This window comes from Lysinibacillus sp. FSL K6-0232 (genome assembly GCF_038008325.1).
Lineage (GTDB): Bacteria > Bacillota > Bacilli > Bacillales_A > Planococcaceae > Lysinibacillus.
In genome coordinates, this window is the sequence record NZ_JBBOYW010000001.1 from 2,459,548 (window position 1) to 2,483,958 (window position 24,411).

The following is a 24,411-nucleotide window of genomic DNA, read 5'->3' on the forward strand; positions in this document are numbered from 1 at the left end:
TATTATTTTGAACGCTTGTAAAACGGTGTTTCAACTGTGATTACCTTTAAGTGCTTACCACGAATTTCGATTTCTAGCTCAGTTCCGATTGTTGCGAATTGACTGTCAATTAATGCGTGACCAACATTACGCTTAGAGGAAGGAAGCTGTGTTCCTGTTGTTACTTCACCGATTTCCTTACCATCCATTAATACTTTATAGCCATGACGCGGAATACCTTTATCAATCATTTCAATACCAACCAATTTGCGTGGAAGACCATTTTCCTTTTGTGCTGCTAATGCTTCATGACCAATAAAGTCCTCTTTATTTAATTTCACAGCAAAGCCAATACCAGCCTCTAGCGGCGAAATTGTTGCTGATAGCTCTTGTCCATATAATGGTAGACCTGCCTCAAAGCGCAGTGTATCACGACAGCCTAAACCTGCAGGAACAACACCTTTGTCTTGACCAGCCTCTAAAATTTTCCCCCAAAGCGCTTTAATATCCTCTGGAGCACCATACAATTCAAAGCCATCTTCACCTGTGTAGCCACTACGAGAAACTAATACTTTATGTCCTGCAACCTCAACATTCTCTTGGAAGCGGAAAAATTTAATGGCACTTACATCTGTTGAAGTAAGGGATTGAAGCACTTCTTCTGCTAATGGACCTTGAAGAGCAATTTGTGCATAGGCATCAGATTGATTATCAATCGTCACATCATATTGATGCTGATTTTCCATCATCCAATCATAGTCTTTTTCAATATTCGCTGCATTGACACATAATAAATAATGGTTGTCTGCTAATTTATACGTTAATAAATCATCTACAACACCGCCATCTTCATAGCACATCGCTGTATACTGTGCTTGACCTGTTGCTATTTTGGATACATCATTTGTTAAAAGATTTTGTAAAAAGTTAAGTGCATCAGGGCCCGTTACTAAAATTTCGCCCATATGTGATACATCAAATAAGCCTGCACGGTTACGCACTGCATCATGCTCTTCTTTAATAGAAGAAAATTGAACAGGTAACTCCCATCCACCAAAATCAACAGTCTTTGCACCATATTTCGCATATTCTTCAAATAGAGGTGTACGCTTTAATTCATTTGCCATTCATTTTTGCCCCCTTATTGTTCGTTACATGTTTACTCGTAGTAGTTCGTCTGTACTTTGACCTAAAAGACATAAAAAAAGACAGACGAACCCCTTTTTCGGGATTCTCTGTCCTTGCACCTGAAAGTTACACCAAACTGACTCGCAATTCGTTGCCAATTAGTCGGCTTTCCCCTTTGGTGGCTGTTATTGTTATACTACAGCTCTCTCCAGAGTTGCGTCTTGTACGAGTCCTTTTACCTGAGAGATTCATAGCCCATTGCTACTTGCTCCTTCGGTGGCGTCTATACGCGCTCTCCCCGCACAATCATCCGCCCAAGATCAATCTTGGTACTATTTAGTATTCAATGAACATTTAGTTACTTATTTGTCTATATCCTAACATTAAATGCATTGAAAAGGCAATCATTTTTTAAAAAGATAACCAAACACGAATATTCAATTCTTTTTAAGATATTATCGTTCGCCTTTTAACCTTTTCACTTGGAATACTAAATACTCTAGAATTTGACGAATCGTTCTTCCTTCCGTTAGCACCTGTATATGCCCTGCATCACGATAGAACTTTCTTCTGTAATGATACAGCTTTTCAAGCTCTTCTTTTGTGGAGCTTTGAACAATTGGTCTATTTGGGTCATGCTGAATGCGCTTATAAATATCTTCAAACGACGCATCCAGAAAAAACACCAATCCACTGCGTCGCATAATTTTTCGATTTTCAGCATTCATAGCCACCCCACCACCTGTAGAAATAATACAAGCTTCATCTCGGAAGTTTTTCAAAAATGCTGTTTCGATTTCTCGGAAATGTGCCTCCCCGTACTTTTCAAAAATTTCTGGAATGGTCATCCCCTGCTGTCGCACAATTTCATGATCCATATCATAATATGGCATCTTTAATAAATAGCTTAGACGTCTTCCTAACGCACTTTTTCCGCTGCCCATAAAGCCAACTAAATATATTTTTCGCAATTCGAGTCACCTTCTTATAACTACGATTCTACACTGTCTGACAAAATTTGTCCTAATAAATTTATCGTAGCCCGAACATTCAACTTTTCCAGCCCATCATAAGTTCGAAACTGCATTTCATAAGACATACAATACGCAAGAACAAAAGTAGTTACAAAAAATAATAATGCAATTGCGATTAAAAAAATAGCCCCTCTGTCATTTTTCAGTAATTGCCACATAGAAGGTTCGCTCCTTTTGTATACCGCTAGGAAATTTGACAGCTACTGTCAACATATTATCTGTATAGCGAAATTGACATGCATCGACACCATTTAATAGTGGCACGTGCCCACCATTTACTTGCTGCTCGCGAATAAGATTGCGGTAACAATCAATATGATAGACTTTTTCAGTGGTTTGTAAGGTAACTCTTTTTTGGTCATTTCGAATCGAAAATGCTGACACATTGTGCAAGTATTGATTGAAGTCGTACACAAATAGCTCCCATTTGGATTGCTCATCCGTTAGCATCGTTGAGGACATTTCAGCAAACCATAGCATAATTAGTATGAGAAGATGGGAAGCTACTACAAAAACAACTAATTGAAATAAAGCTTCTAATAATGTATAGCCTTTGTTATTCATAGACTTCACCCGTTAGCCGAATGCATTTTTGGCGTGGCTTATGCATATTATGAAAGCTTACGCAAATTTCCTGTCCATCATACTGCCAATAATAGTCAATTTGTTCAACCGTCCTAGAGCCTGCTGTTTGTTGTAAAGCTTGATATTGTTTTAATCCCTCATAGGCTGTTTCAGCCGCTATCATCTCTAATTTTTTATTCGTTAGATTAGTTTTCATTGTATAGGTAATTGGCAATAACGATGTGCAAAGTAACATGAAAATACTAATAGCTAAAATTGTTTCTACAAATGAATAGCCTGACTCATTCAACTCTTGCTCTCCCTCGCCCTAATGTAATAATTACCTTTTTCTTGCCCTGCGGTGTTTTAAACGACAATGTGCCAGCTGTCATAACATTGCCTTTGCCATTGTAAACAAGCATATACATGGTGCTTTCTTCCGGTAAAAATGCGACACCTTTTGGAAAAGGACGCTCGTATATATTTGTAAAAGCATTTTTTTGAATGACATAGCGATTAGCTGTTCCACCCTCAAATGTCATTGCTATATATTGGCGTTGGTTCATACTATATGTTTGAATATATTGAATATCTAATTGAAGTTGTGTAAAAAACCGCTCCAGCTCTCTTGTTTCCGCTGTTTTTAAAGAAAATTTCAGCACAATGGCAGTAAGGCTCATGACAATCACTAAGACAATAAGCATTTCTAGCAATGTAAAGCCTGCTTCCTGTTGACGATGTCGCATTAGCCACCTGAACCTGCTTCAGATTTGGCATTGGCTAAACGTACCTCTCCTTCGCTTGTAATCATAATTTCTTCTTTATTGGGACATGTAGTTTCATTTTCTTTGAGGTAGCCTTCCCTCACCAAATCCTCTAATGTTGGATAGCTCATAAAATCTACACGATAGGCCTCGACCTGCCCTTGCACCATTGAAATATAGGCTGTACATCCCTTTTTATCAATTGTGGCGAAATGCTTGGTAATATTCGGTATAGTAATAAGGATCAAAACTGAGATAATTAACAATACAATTAACATTTCAATTAACGTAAAACCTGTTTGCTGTTTAATATGCTTCATTCTTTCCCTCCTATACGATTTCAATCATATGATAGATTGGCAGTAATAAACTCATATAAGCCGCTACGATACATAGTGCAATTAGAATAAAAAAGCTAGGCTGTACAAGCGACAGCATTTTCTGCAAAAGATGCTCCTGCTTGTCCATTAATAACTCGCTGTACAATACTAGTTCTTTGCCTAAATAGCCGCTTTGCTCACCATGCTCTATAAAAATAGGAAAGTCCTTCTGAAAAACAGCTAGCATCATAACTGCCTGTGCCAAGGATTCACCAAAAATAACTCTTTCTTTTATACGTTGTGAAAGATTTTGTAAAAAGGGCTGAAGCTGCTGCTCCTCTAAAATTTGAAGGCTTGCTTGTAATGAAAAGCCACTTTGCAGTAGGCTTCCTAAATAGGCTGCGAATTGTCTTGTTAATGTTAAACGAAAATAGCGTTGAAGAAATGGAATTTTTAAGAGGATGGTGAGCTGCTTAGCAATGGGTTGCCGTGTCAGTATAAGGCGACAGAGTCCTATTAGACAAAGTGTTAGAAGTATAACGACAATCACCACATCTGGCACATGCAACAGCAAATTAGACAATGCAACGGCTGCTGGTTCTGATTCGACTGTACGGCTTGTTGTCATTTTTTCAATATTGGGTAAAAACACTGTTCGAAATACAAAAAACAGCAATAATAAGAAAAATGTTAATGCAATAGGATAAGCAAGTAGCTTCAACAATTTTTTCTTTGTTTGCTCATTAACAGCTAGCTGCTTAGCAATCCCCTCTAGTGCCTCAATCATATGCCCATTATTCTCAGCTACTGTAATCGCCACTAGATGCTGCTTGCTTAGCTGCAATGTTTCAAGTATGCCTGCTACACCTACCCCTTGCCTCAATTTATCATCAATTTGCCGCTGAACATCCTGATGTGATTCAATATGATGGGGTAACAGCATGGCAAGCGCCTGTGGAAATAAATAGCCCTCCTGCATAAGCACACATAAACGATTGAAAAATTGTGCCTGCTCTCTTAACCGCCATTTTGTTGCCTTTTTATACCGAAGAAGCAGTCGATCAATAGACTTTTGTAACCGCATATTGCTGACTCTCCAATAATTCTTTTTGCCCCATTAATGTTCGTTCATACGGAAGCTCATAGTATGCCTTTGCTGCTATAGCCGAAATAGCCTTACTTAAATAAACATCATCCAAAATTTCATAAATGGCTCGGCGCTCCTCATGTATAGCTGGGGCTTGGAAAAGTATTTGTGCAACAATACCAATCACCGTTTGTCGCAGCTCCTCAATGGACACACCTAAATCCATTAAACGGTACAGACAGTTAATCGAATCTTTTGCATGAATGGTTGAAAGGACTAAATGACCTGTCAAGCTTGCCTCAATCGCAATTTTGGCGGTTTCCTTATCTCGAATTTCACCAATCATAATAACGTCAGGAGAATGCCGTAAAATAGCTTTTAACCCTGTTGCATATGTAACGCCAGCTCGCTCATTTACTTGAATTTGCAGTAAATTGGCTTGGCTGTTTTCTACAGGGTCTTCTAACGAAATAACATGTCGATGTAATTCTGTAGAACAATAATGAATTAAGGAATATAGCGACGTAGACTTGCCAGAGCCTGTTGCACCTGTAAAAAACAAAATGCCTTGCTTATTTTGCACAAGTGCCATTAATTGGTGTGCTGCACTTTCAGAAAAACATAGGGAAGTTAGTGGGAATGTATGGTTTTGAAGAAGTAAACGGATAATTAAGCTTTCTTTTAAAAATACCGAGGGGAGTGTTGATACACGAAAGGCGTATGGGTTTTGTTCCATCGCTTTTTGAAAAGAGCCGCTTTGAGGTTTACGGCGCTCGCTAATATCTAATTCTGCTAGAAATTTATAGTACGAGATCATTCTTTCAGCTAAATCATTGGGCAGCTCACCTGCTTGCAGGAGCTTATCATATTTCCGAAAATAAAGCTGATATTTTACACTGCCTGGCACTAGCAACACGTCAGATGCACCAAAATGATAGGCTTTTAGTAAAAGCTGCTCACACTTTTGCTCAACAACCGTTTCAAAATTTTGCATATATGCACCTCTCTTCTAGTTCATTCGAATATGACCGCTCTATTCGTTACCCCTAGTATAAATAGAAAGCTGTTATCAGAAAAGCCCTTTGCTGAAATTAAAAATTTGCGCTAAAAATATATGAGAATGTACAATTTTCAGCCTTTTCCTTAAAGAGCTTTCTGTGATAGTTAAAGTTTTATCTTGCTTCAGCAGACATTTGGACACCTGCTAAACAATGTAGTTTGGTATGCATAGATAAAAAATTGTTTAAGTTGCTTTATCAAGATCTAAATCAAAAAAATTTATAAAAAACGAGGAGTGATACCTACTAGCTACTTACTTATTTGTTACCGAGCTGTTCCGCCAAACCGAATAGCAGTCCTTCGATTCCACGAATGTAGCAGAGTCGATACAAGTCCTCGTACTGAACCACTTCGCCAACTCACTGAGCACCATGCTTAGTGAGTTTCGATACCATTTCGTCAATGTCTTCAACGGTGAACATAACGCGTAGATAACCGAGGGCGTTTACAGGAGCAGTCCGGTGATCTGCTATAGTAGGCGGGCTGAGAAATTGCGAAAGTTCAAGTCGACTGTGGCCATCCGGGGTAACCATCATAGCAATCTCTACGCACTGAGAACCCAATCCAGTTACACGGCCAGCCTATTCACCTTCGACAGTGGCTCGCCCTTCGAGGTTCAAGCCAATCTCCTCAAAGAAAGAGATTGCGTCATCAAGTGATTCTACAACGACGCTGACATTGTCCATTCTTAGTAATTTATTTTTTGTCATCGTCTTATCTCCTTATGTGTAAAAATTTATTATCTCTATAAATTATTCTATTAAAAAATTCCAAATTCCTTCCAAATAACAAACACCTTGTCATAGAATAGGAAAATGTGAAATTTGATTTTCAGGAAGAAACAGAAAACCTTCACCATCCACTAACATGTATCTCCTGCTGTTATCCTCTAAAATTCCTTCTTGCATCTTCATTACTCCATCTACAAGATCCATTCTTTTTGACGCTTAGGCTACGTCCCCCAACAATAACAATGTTTAATTTTTTGATAATTATTATACATCCTTTTTAATATATCAACTATGTACAAAAAAGAGGATATATGCGCATATATTGAACATAGTGTCCTCTCATGATTATAGTATAGTTAATTTACAATAAAACCAATTTAAAAATAATATAGTTGTTTGACTAGTGTTCAACAATCGGGTCATAACGGGGAATAATCAAATTTGTCATTATTTGAATATGTAGCAAACTTAGTAATTACATTTTTCTCGTCCCATTACTTGGAATGATTTTTTTATTTTTTAAACAAAGAGGAAAATCAATATGGAAGTAGTATATTTTGCAGGTGGATGTTTATGGGGTGTACAAGCCTTTACCTGGCATTACGTTTACGGAGGCAGGTAGAGCGAATGGCACAAGTCAGACACTTGAGGAGGATTATGATGGGTATGCCGAATGTGTAAAAACAGAATTTGATCCGACAGTTGTCACAATCAGGGAATTAATGGGGTATTTTTTTGAAATCATTGATCCCTATAGCTTGAATAAGCAAGGACAGGATGTTGGGGAGAAATACAGAACAGGCGTCTATAGTGAAAAGCCCGAACATTTACAAGAGGCGAAGGCGTTTATTGGTGAGAGAAATGATTCCAACCTTATCGTTGTTGAAGTATTACCACTTACAAACTACATAAGAAGTGCAGAAGAACATCAAGATAGGTTAGCTAGATGTCCAAATGATTATTGTCATATTCCCGAAGAACTATTAAATAAGTATAAGTAAGAGAGATGATGAAAAGATGATTGAGAGGATCTATAGTTTTCAGACATGCTTAAGCATACAATAAAGGGAATAGAACTGTTTTTAAGAAGAATTAAACAATTTTTAAGAGCCTTATTACATATCTCATGTAGTAAGGCTCTTGTAAATGAAACCACTTTATTATTGGCTCCTGTCAGAGATGAGCGATTGCTATTATTCTGTCATTAAACTGTGAACTGTAATTTTTTTGATTTTTAAAGATACCAGCATGGAAACCAGATAGCCTAATAGAAGGATTCCAATGCAAAGTAGTAGAACGGTCGGTAAATGGATGGTAAAATCCAAACGTTTTACGCCTGCACTTGATAGTAATACAGCAAGCATTGGATTAGTGAAAAAGTAACCAAGTGCACCACCAATTGTAACGCCTGTAATGATAACTGGTAGAAAGCTGATGGCGATTTGATGCATTAGTTGCATTGTTGAATAGCCGATAGCTTTCATCACACCAAATTCCTTTTTACGCTTAATAATCATTGTTTTAATGACCAGGTATAGAATCATGACAACAACTAGCACGGTGATGGCTAGAACCGTCAGTAGCACAGCAAACACTGCATCTGTATACATACCTGTTTCGCTCTCTATATTTTCATCGATATCTACTGTTCCAACTAGATAATCCCCATATTGCTCTTGGACATTTTTGATAAAATCTTTGTTCGATATACCATCTAAATAAACATTAAGGGTAGATCCTTTATAGTTTGTTTGTAATTGTTGAATTCCTTCTAATGTTAATGCGGCTACCTGGCCTGAATGATGAATTAATTGACTGATTCCAGTTACTAGAAAACTAGCTGTTTCATTCTCAAATTCTACTTCAACTGTATCCCCAACTCCTTTATTAATTTGGCTTGATACAACCCAAGAGATGGATATTTCATTTTCATATTTTGGCTGGCGACCTTCGTAGACGATATTGTTTTCTAACTGGTCATAATGATTCGTAACATTTGTATACACGATTTGACCATCAATTTTCGTTTGAATTTTATCCAATAGATTCACTTTCCGTACATATTCCATTTGTTCAATATGACTCAAAAGTTCTCTTATATCTACATCTGATTTGATAATTACATACACATTTGCAGGTTCTACACCGAATAAGTCCACAAATGCTGTCTTATCTGACGCAATGTTATAATAGGACACTGCTGAAAAGACAGAGGCAAAAGTTAGTGCAATAATGATGAAAAGAATCATCATATTTTGTTTTGCATTTGCAAGCGTTGATTTAATCGCAAGTAAGAAATGAAGTCCGCCTCTCGCTTTTTCCAATGGAACACGATTTTTTCTAAAGTTATGCGTTTGAATGCCGCCACGAAGTGCTGCAACAGGCAGAATTTTCTTAACACGAAAGGCGGATAGTAGTGTAACGATTAAAACAGCAAGTGTAACAAAGAAAATACTGATCAAATTAGCCATAGGACCAAATGTTTGCGTCCATATTAAACCAGATAACGTTGAAATAATACTTCCGAAGAAAGACATAAAAACATATGACAGCGCAATTCCTATCACACTTCCACAAAGAGCAATGAAGATAAATTGTAGAATCATCGATGAAAGAATTTGCCTACTTGTGTAACCAATCGCTTTAAGTACCCCAATATTTTCCACACCATCTTCAATACTATTTGCAACTCGGAATTTAATGACAATGAGTGAAACAAGTACAATTATTATTGCAAATGCTACCAGTATTGTCGCTAGAAGATTAATCGTTAATGTAGTTACACTTTTCACTTGTTCAATATCTAATCCCCAAATATTAGCATTCACTTCTATTGATTGGTGGAATTCTTTAAAAAAATTGTTTTTTAACGTCGATGATTGTGTTTGATCATCCAATATTGCAGATATAACCAAGCCTTCTGATTGGGTACTTAATTCGTCTGCCAATTTTAAATAGGAAGGTTCCGGCAACATAAATTTCATAACGCCCATGTTATTCGTACCCATCATCGTTGTTTCAAAAAATCCTCCAATTCGATACTCATATTCCTTGTCTTGATAGGTGATGGTAAAGTGATCACCTAATTGATAGCCACCATTTGTTTTAAAACTATACGGCACAAAAATATCATGAGAACCATATGTATTCAGTTTTTCTATCAAATTTAACGGGCCAATCCTACGTTTTGTATCCGCATTAAAAATAATGACATTAGTCGATAATTCACTATTGCCAAAGTTAAATTTAGCCATGTTCATTCTAATCATTTCTTCTGTTTCTGACTCTGTCACCCCAGGATATTTCGTTATAAATTCTCCATAACTTGAATGATAATTTGCATAATCCATCATTATTATTGCGTGAGGATCTTTTAATTGTTCAGCTTTACTTTCAAAAAATGTATTGATTTGTGTGATAACCATTAAACCGATATTCAAAAGTAAAGCAGCGACCAAAATAAAGATAAATAAAGAAAAGGTCGCAGATTTGCTTTTTCGAATATTCGCCATCGCTAGGTTGATGATCTTCACCTTACCACCCCATTTCTGCAAGGAAATTTTTGAGCTTTTTATGGCGCTCGACATTGTCTTTCTCGCTGTATGTACCTAACTGCAAGTCACCGCAAATAACACCATCCCGCAAATAGAGAATCCGATTTCCGCGCAACGCGGTTTTCATATCATGCGTGACCATCACGATACTTTGCCCGTTACGATTGACATCGGTAAATACATCCAGAACACTAGTACTAGCTGCTGAATTTAACGCACCGGTTGGTTCATCCGCAAACAATAATTTCGGGCTGTTTATTAATGCTCTAACAATTCCAACTCGTTGCGCCTCCCCGCCAGAAAGCTGTGTTGGGAACTTAGACCATGCATTTTCGCCGATTCCTACTTGATTTAATAATTCTTTCGCTTTTTCTTCAACTTCACGCTTATTTTTATTCACTAACAGACCACTTGCCAGTACATTATCAAGCACACTCATATTGTCTAATAAATAAATTTGCTGAAAGACAAAGCCACAATGATTTCGTCTAAATACCGCCAGCTGGTCGTTGTTTAATTTTGCTAAATTTTCACCTGCAAAATCAATTGTGCCTAATGTGGGCTTATCCATACCACTCATAGCATAAAGCAGCGTCGATTTCCCAGAGCCTGAACTCCCCATAATGATGGTAAAATCCTCTTCTAGCAAACAAATATCCAAATTTTTTAATACATGCTGTTGAATTCCAGCGCTTGAGAAGGTTTTACATAGCTTCTCTGTTTTAATAATTGCCTTTGTCATATTTTTTGTACGCTCCTTTATATTCAATTCAAAAAAGACTGTAATGAAGATTACAGCCTTATCATACAAAATAAATTCTTAGCCAATCTTTAGGCAATTCTTAACTAATCCTTAATTCTTATGCCAGTTTAATTTTTAAGACAACTGTAAAGCCATCTTGGCGGTTGTAACAGTGAATATGGCCCTGCATATTTTCCATAAAATATTTTGAGATATAGAGACCAAGCCCTGAACCATTCTTCCCTTCAACATTTTTTCCGCGATAATATTTATTAAACAATAGGGGCAATTCTTTTTCACTAATGCCACATCCGAAATCTATCATATGGAGTTCGAGATAACCGTTATTAATTTGCGACTTAACGATGACCTTTGTGCCTGCATATTTATAGGAATTACTAATAATATTGTCTATTACCTGCTGCATACGTAAGGGGTCTGTTAAAATAATGCATGGTGGAATAGCATCATAGACGATTTGATGATCATAATTAACATTTTCAATCATCTCTACAAGGATTTCGCTCGATTGCTCAGTTACCGTTAACTTTAATTGTTGTAGTTCTTCCAACGTAGCGTGGAACATATCCGTCACAAGTAAATTAATTTGCTCTGCCTTTGAGGAGATCGTCTGCACCTGCTTTATGACCTTGTCCTCCTTTGCCTGCATCAGCATCAATTCACTAACTGCCTTGATGGAGGCGACAGGTGTCTTAATATCATGACTTAATGTGGCAACTAACTCCTTCTTACTGCGATTGGATTCATACTCTCTTTGACGAGCAGCATCAAGCTCTTCCCGTAATAGATCAAAGCTTTCCGTAAATGCGCCAAAGTAATTGTTCTTGCCCATATTTAAAGGTATATCGAAATGACCCCTCGCCACATTTGCGGCAAAAGCCTGAAGCTGCTGAAATGGCTTTAATAAGGTCCTGTAAATATAGGTAATATAAAGAATGCTAATGATCATTAATACAGTAAAAATCACAAGAATGGATTTGACTAGTTCACTTTTCATTTGTTCCACTATTTCTTGTTCGTTATTATGGATAATGATTTTTCCTACTATTTCGTTATCTTTCTTTACATCCATCACTATATCCCTATTTTTTATGGCATCGTATATATAATGAAAAGAAGTATCTGATGTTTGGTAAATCACGTTTTCAGAGGCATCTATAATTGAATATGGCTGGAGTATGCTACTGCTGTGAAAAGTTTCTTCCTGAATTTGTCCCCAATTTTTTTCAACTGTTTTGACCAAATCATTTATGGCGATAAGATCCACTTCTTCAGTATTCTTATTGTTAATAATGATGGTTGAGCAAGTAATGCCAACAGCAAAAAACACTACAATCATTATAATGAGCCATTTTATTTTCATCCGCTTGTATCCTCTAAAATATAGCCTGTCCCCCATACAGTTTTAATCAATTGCGGGTTCTTGGGATCCTCTTCAATTTTCTCACGTAAATGCCGAATATGTACATTAAGCGTGCCATCGCCTACAAAGGAATCGCCCCAAACATTTTGAAACAACTCATCTTTTGTGATGATGCGATTTTTATTTTTTGCCAAATAATGCAGCAGTTTATATTCCATCGTTTTTAGTTGAATATCAACTCCCTTTATCCGCATACGATGAAGTTTTGTATCCATTTGGATTTGTCCAAATGTCAAAGTTTCTTGTTGGTTGCTAGAACCATTCCCATATCTTTTAAGTACAGCTTTGACCTTTGCTAGTAAAATACTTAAAGTATAGGGCTTTTGTATGTAATCATCCCCGCCTATGTTAAGCGCAATTAAAACATCATCATCGCTGGAACGGGCACTAATAAATAGAATTGGAATTTGCGTTGTTTTACGCAATTTTTTACATAAATCAAACCCCGACTCATGCCCAAGATTGATATCGAGAAGAATTAATGATGGTTCGTGTTCCTCCAAAAAACGCTCACATTCCACCGCACTTGTCACAAATGCTGTTTTGACCTCAAACATATTAAAATATTCACAGGTCGTTTCAGCTAAAGCCATTTCATCATCCACAACTAAACAATCTACTTTCATCATAAGCCTCCTTTGTACACTTTCAAAAACCATTTAACGGATCATTTGAACTAGACACTGTCCTCTCTTCGATAAAGTTATAGCATACTTTAATGGTATTGCACCATACTTATCTAAAGTATTTTAGTGATGATCAATCAGCGTTGCTTCACCATTAGATTTTCCATTTTTTATCGCTAAACCATTCATGAAAGATTGTACCTTATGTAATTTTTTATTATTTCTTACACATACAAAATTAAGCGCCTTCTCTTGTGTTTTACTATTTTTAAGTGCATCTTCATCACAAATGGTTAATATAATAAAAAATAAATACATGAAAAAATTATTATTTCTACAGAAATAAACTGTATCTTTTTCAATAATACAATATAATAGAACTATCACGATTATTTTCCTAGCATCTGGTAGACGAATAACAATCAAAAAATTTAAAGAGGTGAAGTATATGATCCATCCATTAAAAATTACTAGTACACTAGCTGATGAAACACGATATTCAATCTATGAATATATTTTAAAAGAGAAGAAAACGATTACAGTTCAACATATTGCAGATGAATTTGGCATTCATCCAAATGTTGCTAGACTTCATCTAACAAAGCTTGCAGAAATTAATATTATCACGGCTGACTATATGAAAACAGGCAAAGGTGGTCGACCAGGGCGCGTTTATAAGGCTTCTGAAAAAGGTGTGTCCCTATCATTTCCAAGGCGCGATGAAGAGCGTTTATTAAAATGGACAATTCAATTAGTGCAGGACATAGGTCCATCAGCGCTAACAAAATGTCAGGAAATTAGCTATCAAGATGGCTTTCAGCAAATGAAAACTTATATAAATGCTGAATTAACATTAAGTAATTCCCTTTCCTTCGATGATAAGCTTCAGCTATTAACAGATAATGCTGCACTAATTGGCTATATTCCGCACGTTCAACAAACAGAACATGGCAAAAAAATAATATTCTCCATTTTCAATTGTCCATTCCAAGAGCAGCTAACTGCTCATTCCGAAATTGTATGTTCATTACATGAATCCTATTTAAAAGGTCAACTAGATGCATTATTCTCAAACAATGAATTTGTACAAATGGAAAGTATGGTACATAATTGTGATTTATGTAAATATGAAATAAACGTGACAGAAATGGATCGCTAGTTTAAAAATCCATTTGTTTGTCACAAAGAAGCAGAAGTTCCAGTTTACAGACACCTTTCATATCATTTATAATGAGTAAGAGATTATTGTGTCGTGGGCAAAAGGAGGGGAAATCTTCATGGATAATATGTATAAAGTTATGGCTTTCTGGACAGGTATTTTTGCCGTTATGTTCTACCTTGGTGGTATGAACGAGGTATCGCTATTATTCGTAGGTAATACAGGTTTATTCTTATTATTAGGCTTCTTAAACCTTTCAGAACGTATGTACATGTACATTTTCGGAGCATATTTAACTGTATTCTTCGCTGGCTTCACGTACTATACAACATTCATTCACGTACCTGGTGGCGGTCATTAATCAAAGAAAATCGCGCATCTCATGCTATAAAATGAGATGCGCTTTTTTTGATTGTTTTAATCGGCAATATTGAATTTATCTATCAATGATTAAAAGCCATTTAAAAATGGATTGGTTTCCATTTCTGCGCCAACCGTTGTATAGCTGCCATGCCCAGGATAAATAATCGTATCCTCTGGTAGCGTTAGTAATTTCTCATGAATAGAGGTTAGTAATACTTTAGTGGAGCCACCTAATAAATCTGTACGCCCTATTCCCTGCTCAAATAATGTATCTCCTACAATCGCAAAGCCATCGTTCTCAAAGATATAGGAAATACTCCCAGGCGAATGTCCTGGCGTAAAAATTGCTTTAAAACTAAAATTACTTATTTCAAATGATTGCTCTTCTTTAATAATATACTCTTCGGCTGGAGCAGCTACAATATAATCTGGTAATGCTGCATATTTACTGGAGCCATTTTTCACGGGATCCCCGAGCCAGCTTACTTCCTTCTCATGAATCCATACAGGCACAGAAAAAGCCTCACGTACAGCCTCCACAGCGCCTATATGGTCAAAGTGGGCATGTGTTAAAAAGATCGCTAATGGCTTTAAGCCATTGCTACGAATTGTTTTAATAAGATGCTCTGCTTCCTCACCTGGATCAAATATTATACATTCCTTGTCTTTATTCGATACGATATAGCAATTTGTTTGGACTGGCCCAAGCGCATAGCTTCGTACATTCATCATAGTGATCACCTCAATAGTTTATTATACAGGCTTTGCCACAATTTGACGATAAATGTTCATAGTTTACGCTATTTTAGTTCTCGACAAAAACAGGTGGAACGTATACAATTAAGGAGGAATATTGTTTGCGACATTCATTTTCTGATGTCGAAAGGAGTGTCTATTTTTAATGAACTTATTAATGGTTATTTTTGGTCTAGTAGCGATTTTAGCTGTAGTTGGTACATTCCAAGCAATTAAAGAAAAGAACCTATTAAGCGTTGTTTTCAACTTATTAAGTGCTGCCGTATTCGGTTGGTTTGTCATTATGACAATCATTCATAGCGGTTACCCACCAAAATTACACTAAAATTTAGACAGAAAAAGAGCAATCTCTTAATTTAGAGATTGCTCCAGACTGTAGACAAACTCAATGAATTTTGAGTTTGCCTACAGTCTTTTTTCTTTTACAATAAAATAAAGTAAAGCCGTTGATTTCCACTACGGGCGGACGCTTTCCGCGGGCGGGGTCGAGCTGCTTCCCTCGCTTCGCTCAGTCCAGGATCTCGACTTTCCCGCTTTTCCCGCAGGAGTCGCCACCCTTCGTTCCAATCAACTTCTACATAAAGAATTCCTTATTCATCTATTGATAAAAAGTACACTTTCGAGGTGATCAACCATGATGACAAAAAATCAAATCAATGAACGTGAACAATTAGAAATGCTAACGATTGATCAATTAGTTCCCCAAGATCATTTAGTGCGAAAACTAGAGGCGGCTATTGATTTTTCATTTATCTATCCTTTAGTAGAAAATCTCTACTCTGCTAAAGGACGCCCTAGTATTGATCCTGTTGTTCTCTTTAAAATGACGTTTATTCAGTACGTTTTTGGTATACGGTCCATGCGTCAAACCATCAAAGAAATTGAAACGAATATGGCGTATCGTTGGTTTTTAGGATTTGGCTTCCATACAGAAGTCCCGCATTTCTCTACCTTCGGTAAAAATTATGTCCGTCGCTTTCAAGACACTGATATATTTGAGCAGATATTCTATCGTATATTAAAAGAGATTATGCATCAAGGACTCCTCCATGCAGACCATTTATTTATCGATTCCACGCATGTGAAAGCGAGTGCGAATAAACGAAAGTATGATAAAAAAGTTGTGCGAAAAGAAACACGGGCTTATGAAGAGAAACTTCAATTAGAGTTAAATATGGATCGTGAGGAACACGGAAAAAAGCCCTTTCCCCCGGAGAAGTTTGAAAAGGAAGAATGGAAAGAAATAAAGGAAAGCACGACAGATCCTGAAAGTGGCTATTACGTGAAGGATGAACGTACGAAGCAGTTTGCGTATTCTTTTCATGCAGCGACAGATGAAAAGGGCTTTGTCTTGGGTGCCATTGTAACTCCGGGAAATGTGCACGATAGTCATGTATTACAGCCACTTGTGGAAAAAGTCATTGAAAACGTTCAAAAACCATTAGCTGTTGCGGCAGATGCAGCCTATAAAACACCAGCGATTACGAATTTTTTATTAGAGAATCAAATGTTGCCTGTTCTTCCTTATACACGTCCTAAAACGAAAGATGGATTCTTCCGAAAGCATGAGTATATATATGATGAGCACTATAATTGTTATCTTTGTCCACAAGGACAGATATTGAAGTATACGACAACGACTAAAGAAGGGTATCGTCAATATAAATCGAATCCTTTGATTTGTGCGAAGTGTCCAAGCCTTTCCCAATGTACAGAAAGTAAGCATCATCAAAAACTCATTCAACGCCATATTTGGGAGTCGTATGTGGAGGAAGCTGAACATTTACGCCATTCCTATGACATCAAACAGATTTATGCAAAGCGCAAAGAAACGATTGAGCGTGTATTTGCGGATGCAAAAGAAAAGCATGGTATGCGTTGGACAACCTTAAGAGGTCTAAAAAAATTGTCCATGCAGGCGATGCTTACTTTTGCTGCCATGAATTTAAAGAAACTGGCTACTTGGACGTGGCAGGCAGCTTAAGAAGGTAGCTATGCTCGAAGAGTATGTTGAATTTGGTAGTATATTACCAAATGTTAAAGATAAAATAGGAAGAAAAATGACAAAAGCCCATCGAGAGTGAACCTCTCGATGGCTTTTGTCTACAGTCTGGAGCAATCTCTTAATTTAGAGATTGCTCTTTTTTCTTGGGCTTTCACCCAAAGAAAAAACCAAACGCTTGTGTAAAACACCTATTAAAAGCGTTTCTCAAACGTCTGGTTTTTCTTGATGATTCAACCTTTTGGAATGGTCGAATCGCTTTAATTATTTAACGGAGTCTTGCTTTAAATTGCCTGTCTTTTCATCATAGAAACGTAGCAGGTCACCATTAATAATGGCATCTGAGTTTTCCAGCTCTGTTGTTGCGCGATCTGCATATGGCTGGCATGACTCACTGTCTTCTACTTCTTCACCAGTTGTTTTGTCATAGCAAACTTCACCAGCATAAACATACTTATCTGTAATAAAGCGTCCATCACGGAATACAACAAAGTCCTCATGCTCTGGAGAGAATAAATCTGCGCCCATTTGCATGTCTTTTGATGTTTCCACACCAAGAAGATGTAAAATCGTTGGACGTAAATCCATTTGACCAGATACCTCTGTCATTTCTTGACCATCGCCAGAACCTGGAATATGGATAAATAAAGGTACTTCTTGTAGCATTGCATTATCAAATGGTGTAATTTGATCTTTACCTAAATATTGTGCCATCGCTTTATTATGGTTTTCAGAAATACCATAATGGTCACCATACATCACAATAATCGAGTTATCATAAACACCTTGATCTTTTAATGCTTGGAAGAAATCTTTTAATGCTTCATCCATATAGCGCACTGTTTGGAAATAACGATTTAATGTACCTGAGTTTGAATCATATTCAGGAATCATCACATCTTCAGGGTCAAGTGTAAATGGATAGTGGTTTGTTAATGTAATCAATCTTGAATAGAACGGCTGTGGCATATCCTTCATTAAAGCAGCAGATTGCTCTAAGAATGGAATATCTTTCATACCCCAGTTTACCGCTTGCCCTTCTTCCACTGTATATGAGTCTATATCATAAAATTTATCGATTTTTAGTGATTGGTACATCATATCACGGTTCCAGAATGATTTATTATTTGGATGCATGACATTTGTAAAGTAGCCATTTTCTCCAAGGCGTTCAGCCATTGAGTTATATGTGTTACCACCATGTGTAAAGAATACTGCACCTCGACCTAAACCAAACAATGAGTTTTCTACAATAAACTCTGAGTCAGATGTTTTTCCTAAGCCTGTTTGGTGATAGAAATTACTGAAATAATACGTATCTTTATCTTTTGTTAAAGAGTTTAAAAATGGTGTAACTTCATGACCATTCATATCATTATTAATCACAAAGTTTTGTAAAGATTCCATTGATACAACAATTAAATTGCGATCTTTATATTTCCCAAACATCTCTGGGTTGACAGTTGCTTGGTTTGAGCGAATATAGTTATTCACTTCTACTAGCTCACTACCATCCGCTAATGCACGTTGCGCTGATGATTTTGATTGAATATAAATATCATACAAATGATAGTTGTACGTACCAATGTTTTTTACTAATAACTCGCGGTCAAAGCTACGTGTTAAAAGCTGTGGACGTTCTGTTTCTGCTAATCCTAAGTTTAAAAATGACATTGCAATTGCTAATACAAAGAACGCACGACGGAACTCAACATTGACTTTAAATGTTTCTTTCATTTTCGGTAAAAACTTATTCGCTAAAATTAAAATAAGTACATCAATGAAGTATAATACATCCCAAGGCTCAACAATCGCTGCTACTGATGTTCCTAAGTCACTAAAGTTACTTGTTTGGAACAATACTGGTAGCGTAATAAAGTCATTGTAGAATCGGTAGAACGCAACGTTTCCGTATAATACAATGGACAAAATAATGCTGACCGTAATTAAGTAACGGTTTCTGGCTTTTGCTGATTTAAAGAATAGTGACAAGCCATACGTAAATAGCAAGAAGCTCAATGGATTAATAAATAAAATAAATTGTTGCATGGCATTTTCAATTTTCATCTCAAAGCTTGTGTGATACACAATGACCGTTTTAATCCATGTTGTTATAATTGCTAGTATCATAAATGAATGTTTAGGCCACTTTATTGATTTCATTCCTAACATCCTCCCTACTTCTTTACAAAAACATAATAATTTTTTACATTTTGTAACTGAAACAAAATATATCTTAATCCTTTTTTTACAGATACGCAACATATATCTTTTGGAATTTATTTCTCCACGCCTCGCTATGCGCCAGATATCTATATATACGTTTTACAGTGTAAAAAGTTTCTTAAAAACATAAAAACAGCGGAAATCCACTGTCTTTAGAATATTACATACATGTTACATCAACTTTACACTACCCATATTTATTTTCTTTCAAACATTACTTTTTATTTTCTTCTACACGCAGTCTTGTTGCTTCCTGTCGAATTAGTAGCAATGCCATTTGGTAATCCTTCATATCTAGTACATTCGCTTTATAAAGCTCGCGTATTTCATCCTCCATTAACACTAAATCGCCAATGGGATCACGTGTATAAATAAAAGTACCATATGTTTTCAAAAGTTCATAAATATCTAACATTTTATCCATTTTCTTTCGCTCCTCGTTGTAGTCGACAATCGATACGGGTTGTCGGCGTCACAATGATATCTACTGGGCAATCATGTGCTTCGGCAGGAACATGCTGAACAATTTGCTCATCAAATAGCAAAGAGATCAATTTTCCTTTTGTATAGTTTAATACATAGCGATCATAATAACCACCGCCATAGCCAATTCGGTAACCAGTCTTATCAAAAACAACACCCGGTACAAGGATTACATCCATATCATTTGCGTCAACAAACTCACATTTTTCAGGAATAGGCTCACGCAAATGCATATATACCGTTTCAAGCTGAGCAAATGATTCAATAGCGTAGAATGACATTTCCCTTGTTTTCGGGTTACATTTTGGCACAGCGACCTTTTTGCCAAGCTGCCAAAGTTCTTCAATAAAAGAGAGTGTGTCGACTTCTGGCTTATGTGAAATGGTTATACCAATTGTATTTGCTTCTATTATATATGGCTCCTGCAGCACTTTTTTTACTACAGTTAATGATTGACGACAATAGGCTTCCTCACTCATTGTGGCAAGCGTTTGTCGTACCTTGTTTCGCAATGTTGTTTTATCCATCTGGGTCAACCTCCCTGTCAATGAAAGCCTTTTAATATCGATATTCCAACAAAAAATAAGCAAAATTAAAATGCCAAAGCGTTGATTTAACAGCGTTTTGGCATTTTAAAGTTCAAGTAATGTTGTTAAAAAGGGACTTCTATAACAGCCCCTTAATGAGCGATTACTTTGTTTCACGGTGAAGAGTGTATTTCTTCTCGCGAGAGCAATATTTTTTAAGTTCAAGACGCTCTGGATTGTTGCGTTTGTTCTTTTTAGAAATGTAGTTACGTTCGCCACAATCTGTGCAAGCTAAAGTAATGTTTACGCGCATCATTAACCCTCCCACTCTATATCAAGAATTAAAATTTGAGCATGATTTATACGACTAACCTATTATAACATAAACTGAAAAAAAATCTACCTTCATTTCATATTAAGTTTGCATATGGTAAAATACCTTATAATTACATACTATAATGAGGTGAAACTATTGGATTTATCCATCCTATTAATGAGCATCGGCATTGTTCTAATGATCCTATCGTTCTTTTTCAAAAATAGCACGAAAAAACTCGAAAAAGATGTTGAAGAATTATCTATTGCTATTTTTCAAGAAACCAATCATTTAAAACGCCGCTTAAAAATTGTGGAGGAAGAGCTATTATTAGAGCCCGAATTCCAAGTAAAGTCGAAATCTGCTCCTACTCATACAGCGCAAAATCCTAAAGTACAGCAAATGATGCAGGCTGTACAACAAGCTGCTCAAACAGCAAAGGTCACTCAAACAACAGCACAAGCAAAGCCCATTCATCAAATTATTGTTAGTCAGGTGCTTGAATTAAATAGGCAAGGTCTTTCTGTTGCAGATATTAGTATTCGTTCTAATTTAACAGAAGAACAAGTTCGTCAAGTGATTGCAAATGGAGGGCGCTCGTAAATGAATAAATCTGCTATCCGCGCATTTGGTCTGGCTATTTTTCTTGTTGGTGCATTGCTCGCTCTTGCTAGTCGCTTCGATATCAATATCGGGCTTCCAACAGAGGCTTCCTCAACAAAGCAGGAGGTCGAAGAATTACAAAATAAGCTACAGCAAGCTAATGAAAAAATTGTGTCATTACAAGCACAATTAAAAACAGCACAAACGACTGAAACATCTGCTGCAAATATGGCTGAGTCAGCTAACAAGCCAGCTGCTGAGGTGACAACAATGACACTGCAAATTTATAGCGGTATTACACCTTATATTGTTGCCCAAAAGCTGGAAGACGGCGGGATTATTACAAATAGTGTGGAAATGGAACTTTTACTTGCCAATGCTAAATATGCACGCAGCTTACAAATTGGCTCCTATGAAATTAATTCTGCCATGTCTTTAGAGGACATTGCTAATTTAATTACAGGCAAAAAGCAATAAGCTAAAGCGGGGCTGGAACATTAAGCAATATAAACAGAAAACTTGAATTATAAGGTTGATTAAAGTGAAGACGATATGTTTTCGAGAGGCTTATCACCCCCCCTTGAAAAACATGCGGATTATAACCGAAATCAACCGTTTACTTTAGCAAAAGCTGTCACCTCTTCAAAATAGGTGACAGCTTTTTAGATACATTAGGCGATGCTTGCTAAGAAGGTTTGTATCATCATACTACCTTCTTTTGTACCAATGGATTCAGGATGGAATTGCAAGCCAAAAAGTGGATATTTTTGATGCTGAATCGCCATAATCTCCCCATCATCACAAGATGTAGCAATCACCTTAAAATCCTTGTGTAATGTCTGTGGTTCAATAATTAAGGAATGATAACGCATCACCTGAATATCGCCCGTTAATTGTGCAAATAGACCTGTTTGTTCATATTGTAAGGATGACAGCTTCCCATGCATAATTTGCTGTGCTTGCACAATGTTTGCACCAAATGCCTGACCAATTGATTGATGCCCTAAACAAATACCTAGTATCGGAAACTGCTGATGTAGCTTTTGAATCACTTCCACCGTGATGCCCGCTTCTGTCGGTGTTCCTGGACCAGGCGATAAAATAATCGCCTCTGGTGAGAGCGCTTGGATTTCTTCTATTGTAATAGCATCATTTCGCACAACTTTCACGTTTTTCCCTAGCATACTAATTTGTTGAAAAAGATTATACGTAAATGAATCGTAGTTATCAATTAATAAAATCATTTTTTTACCTCCAATAGCGCACGAGCTTTATTAAGTGTTTCCTCATATTCAGATAATGGTACAGAATCATAGACAATGCCTGCTCCTGCCTGCACATGAGCTTGCTGATCCTTGATAATCATCGTTCGAATCGCAAGTGCTAAATCCATATCACCTGTTGTTGAAATATAGCCCACTGCTCCAGCATAAACACCACGTTTCACTGGCTCTAATTCATTAATCAGTTGCATCGCACGAATTTTAGGTGCACCTGATACCGTACCAGCAGGTAAACAAGCTCGAAGTACATCTAGCACATGGAGGTCATCTCGTAAATCTGCAATTACCTCTGATACAATATGCATCACATATTTATAGCGCTCAATCGTCATATATTTCATGAGCTGAACAGAACCGACTTTAGCAATGCGGCCAAGATCATTGCGACCTAAATCCACTAACATACGATGCTCAGCGATTTCCTTTTCATCCTGTAGTAACGCATTCGCAATTGCCTCATCCTGCTCGACTGTTGCACCACGAGGCTTTGTGCCTGCAATTGGATTTGTTGTAACCTGTCGATTTTTTACTTTTACAAGACTTTCAGGAGAGGTTCCTAAAATAACATAGGAGCCATAATCCATGTAAAACATGTATGGTGAAGGATTTGTTGTACGCAATTGTCGATACAATGCAAATGGTGCGCCTGTAAATGGTGCTGAAAAGCGTTGTGATAGCACAATTTGGAAGATATCTCCCTTTAAAATATGCTGCTTAGCACGCTCCACCAGCGCTACAAATTGCTCCTTTGAAATCATTGGCTTAAATGCCAATGAATCTACCTTTGCAGCATCAAATCTTGCTCCTGCATAAAGCTGTTGCTCCAGCGCCAAAACAGCGGACTCCATCTCCTCTAATGTACGTCCCTCCTGAAATAAATCAATGGAAGCCAGTGTAACCTCCTGCTTTAAATGGTCAAAAACAATAAATGTATCATAGAAAAACACATGGACATCTGGCATAGCTAAATCATCCTGCAAATACTCGCCAATTTGTTCCGTATAAAAGGCCGTTTCATAGCCAAAAAAGCCAATTGCACCGCCAAAAAAGGCAAATGGATAGGATTCTTTATGGAAAGGCATCACTTGCTTTAATTTATCTAGTACATTGCCGTCCACTTGCTCCTGCCTGTTTCCCTTAGAAAAGGTGTACCCTGTTTGATTGCCCGTTAATTCAGCAATAGGATTCACTGCAATAAATGAATAACGCCCACTTTCCTCATGCTTGGCGGATGATTCAAACAGCATTTTATACTGTCCTGTTAATGCCTGATATACCGAGATGGGGGTCATCATATCCCCCTGTAATACTTTCATCGCATACTTGCTAAGCTCAACTGTCATACATCTCTCTCCTTCTCTAAACTCTGCTCGTCTTACACCATCTAAATAACATAAAAAGGCCCTTCCATCACAAAAAGGACGGAAAAGCCGTGGTGCCACCTTTATTGGTCTTATTGTAAGACCCACTCTAAGCCTTATAACGCAGGCAGACGCTAATCCATACTTTGTATTCTGGATTAGAGCTCCGAAGTCCATTCACCATCCATTTGCACTAGTTTCCACCAACCACTAGCTCTCTATAACAAATACTAATAGCTACTACTCTTCATCAAAGCCGATTACTTGATACTATTGTAAAGCAAGTTATCTTGCAATTCA

Annotated in this window: 26 protein-coding genes, 2 pseudogenes, 1 riboswitch and 1 other annotated feature; of the genes and pseudogenes, 7 read left to right on the top strand and 21 right to left on the bottom strand. The window is 37.0% G+C overall.

What is annotated here, in order from left to right; translation table 11 throughout:
• Window positions 1-2: 2 nt before the first annotated feature.
• The 9 genes and pseudogenes from gcvT to MHB42_RS12030 all read right to left on the bottom strand — a co-directional run bounded on the left by gcvT (window position 3) and on the right by MHB42_RS12030 (window position 6,645).
• Window positions 3-1,106, bottom strand: coding sequence for a glycine cleavage system aminomethyltransferase GcvT (gene gcvT, locus MHB42_RS11990; protein ID WP_340806412.1), 1,104 nt, complete (start codon window positions 1,104-1,106; stop codon window positions 3-5).
• 218 nt (window positions 1,107-1,324) lie between these two features.
• Window positions 1,325-1,417: riboswitch (glycine riboswitch) on the bottom strand.
• 145 nt (window positions 1,418-1,562) lie between these two features.
• Window positions 1,563-2,078, bottom strand: a complete 516-nt coding sequence (locus tag MHB42_RS11995; protein WP_340806413.1) for a shikimate kinase — start codon at window positions 2,076-2,078, stop codon at window positions 1,563-1,565.
• A 198-nt stretch (window positions 2,079-2,276) separates the two neighbouring features.
• The gene (gene comGF / locus MHB42_RS12000) at window positions 2,277-2,705 is read right to left on the bottom strand and encodes a competence type IV pilus minor pilin ComGF (RefSeq protein WP_340806415.1); all 429 of its coding nucleotides are present in this window, start codon (window positions 2,703-2,705) and stop codon (window positions 2,277-2,279) included.
• Window positions 2,698-3,015 carry a hypothetical protein gene (locus MHB42_RS12005; RefSeq protein ID WP_340806417.1) on the bottom strand — a complete coding sequence of 106 codons (318 nt, stop codon included), beginning with the start codon at window positions 3,013-3,015 and terminating at the stop codon, window positions 2,698-2,700. The genes comGF and MHB42_RS12005 overlap by 8 nt, the downstream gene beginning before the upstream one ends.
• Window positions 3,008-3,451: a competence type IV pilus minor pilin ComGD gene (comGD, locus tag MHB42_RS12010; protein WP_340806419.1), complete on the bottom strand. Its 444-nt coding sequence runs from the start codon at window positions 3,449-3,451 to the stop codon at window positions 3,008-3,010. Before comGD ends, MHB42_RS12005 begins: the two co-directional genes overlap by 8 nt.
• Window positions 3,451-3,789, bottom strand: coding sequence for a competence type IV pilus major pilin ComGC (comGC, locus tag MHB42_RS12015; protein WP_340806421.1), 339 nt, complete (start codon window positions 3,787-3,789; stop codon window positions 3,451-3,453). The genes comGD and comGC overlap by 1 nt, the downstream gene beginning before the upstream one ends.
• Window positions 3,790-3,799: 10 nt before the next feature.
• On the bottom strand, window positions 3,800-4,873 hold the full coding sequence (gene comGB / locus MHB42_RS12020; protein ID WP_340806423.1) for a competence type IV pilus assembly protein ComGB: 1,074 nt from the start codon (window positions 4,871-4,873) through the stop codon (window positions 3,800-3,802).
• Complete coding sequence (comGA, locus tag MHB42_RS12025; protein ID WP_340806425.1) at window positions 4,851-5,870, bottom strand: competence type IV pilus ATPase ComGA; 1,020 nt, start codon at window positions 5,868-5,870, stop codon at window positions 4,851-4,853. The genes comGB and comGA overlap by 23 nt, the downstream gene beginning before the upstream one ends.
• A gap of 322 nt (window positions 5,871-6,192) precedes the next feature.
• Window positions 6,193-6,645: pseudogene (locus MHB42_RS12030) on the bottom strand (VOC family protein).
• A gap of 562 nt (window positions 6,646-7,207) precedes the next feature.
• On the opposite strand from MHB42_RS12030, the pseudogene MHB42_RS12035 reads away from it, so the two are divergent.
• Window positions 7,208-7,667, top strand: a pseudogene (locus MHB42_RS12035) (peptide-methionine (S)-S-oxide reductase).
• Between the two features lie 192 nt (window positions 7,668-7,859).
• Here MHB42_RS12035 and MHB42_RS12040 read toward each other — a convergent pair.
• The 5 genes from MHB42_RS12040 to MHB42_RS12060 all read right to left on the bottom strand — a co-directional run bounded on the left by MHB42_RS12040 (window position 7,860) and on the right by MHB42_RS12060 (window position 13,350).
• Window positions 7,860-10,178, bottom strand: coding sequence for an ABC transporter permease (locus MHB42_RS12040; protein WP_340806427.1), 2,319 nt, complete (start codon window positions 10,176-10,178; stop codon window positions 7,860-7,862).
• Window positions 10,179-10,200: 22 nt separating this feature from the next.
• Window positions 10,201-10,962: an ABC transporter ATP-binding protein gene (locus MHB42_RS12045; RefSeq protein WP_053994392.1), complete on the bottom strand. Its 762-nt coding sequence runs from the start codon at window positions 10,960-10,962 to the stop codon at window positions 10,201-10,203.
• Window positions 10,963-11,080: 118 nt separating this feature from the next.
• Complete coding sequence (locus tag MHB42_RS12050) at window positions 11,081-12,322, bottom strand: HAMP domain-containing sensor histidine kinase (protein WP_340806430.1); 1,242 nt, start codon at window positions 12,320-12,322, stop codon at window positions 11,081-11,083.
• A 20-nt stretch (window positions 12,323-12,342) separates the two neighbouring features.
• On the bottom strand, window positions 12,343-13,035 hold the full coding sequence (locus tag MHB42_RS12055; protein WP_340806432.1) for a response regulator transcription factor: 693 nt from the start codon (window positions 13,033-13,035) through the stop codon (window positions 12,343-12,345).
• Window positions 13,036-13,155: 120 nt separating this feature from the next.
• Window positions 13,156-13,350, bottom strand: coding sequence for a hypothetical protein (locus MHB42_RS12060; RefSeq protein ID WP_340806434.1), 195 nt, complete (start codon window positions 13,348-13,350; stop codon window positions 13,156-13,158).
• Between the two features lie 130 nt (window positions 13,351-13,480).
• Here MHB42_RS12060 and MHB42_RS12065 point away from each other — a divergent pair, with 130 nt between their 5' ends.
• Together MHB42_RS12065 and MHB42_RS12070 are read left to right on the top strand one after the other, a co-directional pair.
• The gene (locus MHB42_RS12065; RefSeq protein WP_340806436.1) at window positions 13,481-14,191 is read left to right on the top strand and encodes a helix-turn-helix transcriptional regulator; all 711 of its coding nucleotides are present in this window, start codon (window positions 13,481-13,483) and stop codon (window positions 14,189-14,191) included.
• Between the two features lie 118 nt (window positions 14,192-14,309).
• Complete coding sequence (locus MHB42_RS12070) at window positions 14,310-14,552, top strand: DUF2626 family protein (RefSeq protein WP_024361272.1); 243 nt, start codon at window positions 14,310-14,312, stop codon at window positions 14,550-14,552.
• An 89-nt stretch (window positions 14,553-14,641) separates the two neighbouring features.
• Here the strand turns inward: MHB42_RS12070 and MHB42_RS12075 are convergent, their stop codons facing one another.
• The gene (locus MHB42_RS12075) at window positions 14,642-15,286 is read right to left on the bottom strand and encodes an MBL fold metallo-hydrolase (protein WP_340806438.1); all 645 of its coding nucleotides are present in this window, start codon (window positions 15,284-15,286) and stop codon (window positions 14,642-14,644) included.
• 169 nt (window positions 15,287-15,455) lie between these two features.
• On the opposite strand from MHB42_RS12075, the gene MHB42_RS12080 reads away from it, so the two are divergent.
• Both MHB42_RS12080 and MHB42_RS12085 read left to right on the top strand, forming a co-directional pair.
• Window positions 15,456-15,635 (top strand): DUF2759 domain-containing protein, encoded by a 180-nt coding sequence (locus tag MHB42_RS12080; protein WP_053994384.1) that lies wholly within the window; start codon window positions 15,456-15,458, stop codon window positions 15,633-15,635.
• Window positions 15,636-15,944: 309 nt separating this feature from the next.
• Window positions 15,945-17,294, top strand: a complete 1,350-nt coding sequence (locus MHB42_RS12085; protein ID WP_339280244.1) for an IS1182 family transposase — start codon at window positions 15,945-15,947, stop codon at window positions 17,292-17,294.
• Window positions 17,295-17,576: 282 nt separating this feature from the next.
• On the opposite strand, the gene MHB42_RS12090 is transcribed toward MHB42_RS12085, so the two are convergent.
• The 4 genes from MHB42_RS12090 to rpmG all read right to left on the bottom strand — a co-directional run bounded on the left by MHB42_RS12090 (window position 17,577) and on the right by rpmG (window position 20,861).
• Window positions 17,577-19,475 (bottom strand): LTA synthase family protein, encoded by a 1,899-nt coding sequence (locus tag MHB42_RS12090; RefSeq protein ID WP_340806440.1) that lies wholly within the window; start codon window positions 19,473-19,475, stop codon window positions 17,577-17,579.
• 277 nt (window positions 19,476-19,752) lie between these two features.
• Entirely contained in the window at window positions 19,753-19,962 is a 210-nt protein-coding gene (locus MHB42_RS12095; RefSeq protein WP_340806441.1) for a YqgQ family protein, read from the bottom strand.
• Window positions 19,955-20,548 (bottom strand): 5-formyltetrahydrofolate cyclo-ligase, encoded by a 594-nt coding sequence (locus tag MHB42_RS12100; RefSeq protein ID WP_340806442.1) that lies wholly within the window; start codon window positions 20,546-20,548, stop codon window positions 19,955-19,957. The genes MHB42_RS12095 and MHB42_RS12100 overlap by 8 nt, the downstream gene beginning before the upstream one ends.
• Window positions 20,549-20,711: 163 nt before the next feature.
• Entirely contained in the window at window positions 20,712-20,861 is a 150-nt protein-coding gene (rpmG, locus tag MHB42_RS12105; RefSeq protein ID WP_008408521.1) for a 50S ribosomal protein L33, read from the bottom strand.
• A gap of 150 nt (window positions 20,862-21,011) precedes the next feature.
• On the opposite strand from rpmG, the gene MHB42_RS12110 reads away from it, so the two are divergent.
• On the top strand, window positions 21,012-21,467 hold the full coding sequence (locus MHB42_RS12110) for a hypothetical protein (protein WP_340808585.1): 456 nt from the start codon (window positions 21,012-21,014) through the stop codon (window positions 21,465-21,467).
• Window positions 21,468-21,944 carry a hypothetical protein gene (locus tag MHB42_RS12115; protein WP_340806447.1) on the top strand — a complete coding sequence of 159 codons (477 nt, stop codon included), beginning with the start codon at window positions 21,468-21,470 and terminating at the stop codon, window positions 21,942-21,944.
• A 194-nt stretch (window positions 21,945-22,138) separates the two neighbouring features.
• Here the strand turns inward: MHB42_RS12115 and MHB42_RS12120 are convergent, their stop codons facing one another.
• Both MHB42_RS12120 and trpE read right to left on the bottom strand, forming a co-directional pair.
• Window positions 22,139-22,711 (bottom strand): anthranilate synthase component II, encoded by a 573-nt coding sequence (locus tag MHB42_RS12120; RefSeq protein ID WP_340806448.1) that lies wholly within the window; start codon window positions 22,709-22,711, stop codon window positions 22,139-22,141.
• Window positions 22,708-24,093 carry an anthranilate synthase component I gene (gene trpE / locus MHB42_RS12125; protein ID WP_340806450.1) on the bottom strand — a complete coding sequence of 462 codons (1,386 nt, stop codon included), beginning with the start codon at window positions 24,091-24,093 and terminating at the stop codon, window positions 22,708-22,710. Before trpE ends, MHB42_RS12120 begins: the two co-directional genes overlap by 4 nt.
• Before the next feature lie 71 nt (window positions 24,094-24,164).
• Window positions 24,165-24,374, bottom strand: a binding site (T-box leader).
• Window positions 24,375-24,411 lie beyond the last annotated feature (37 nt).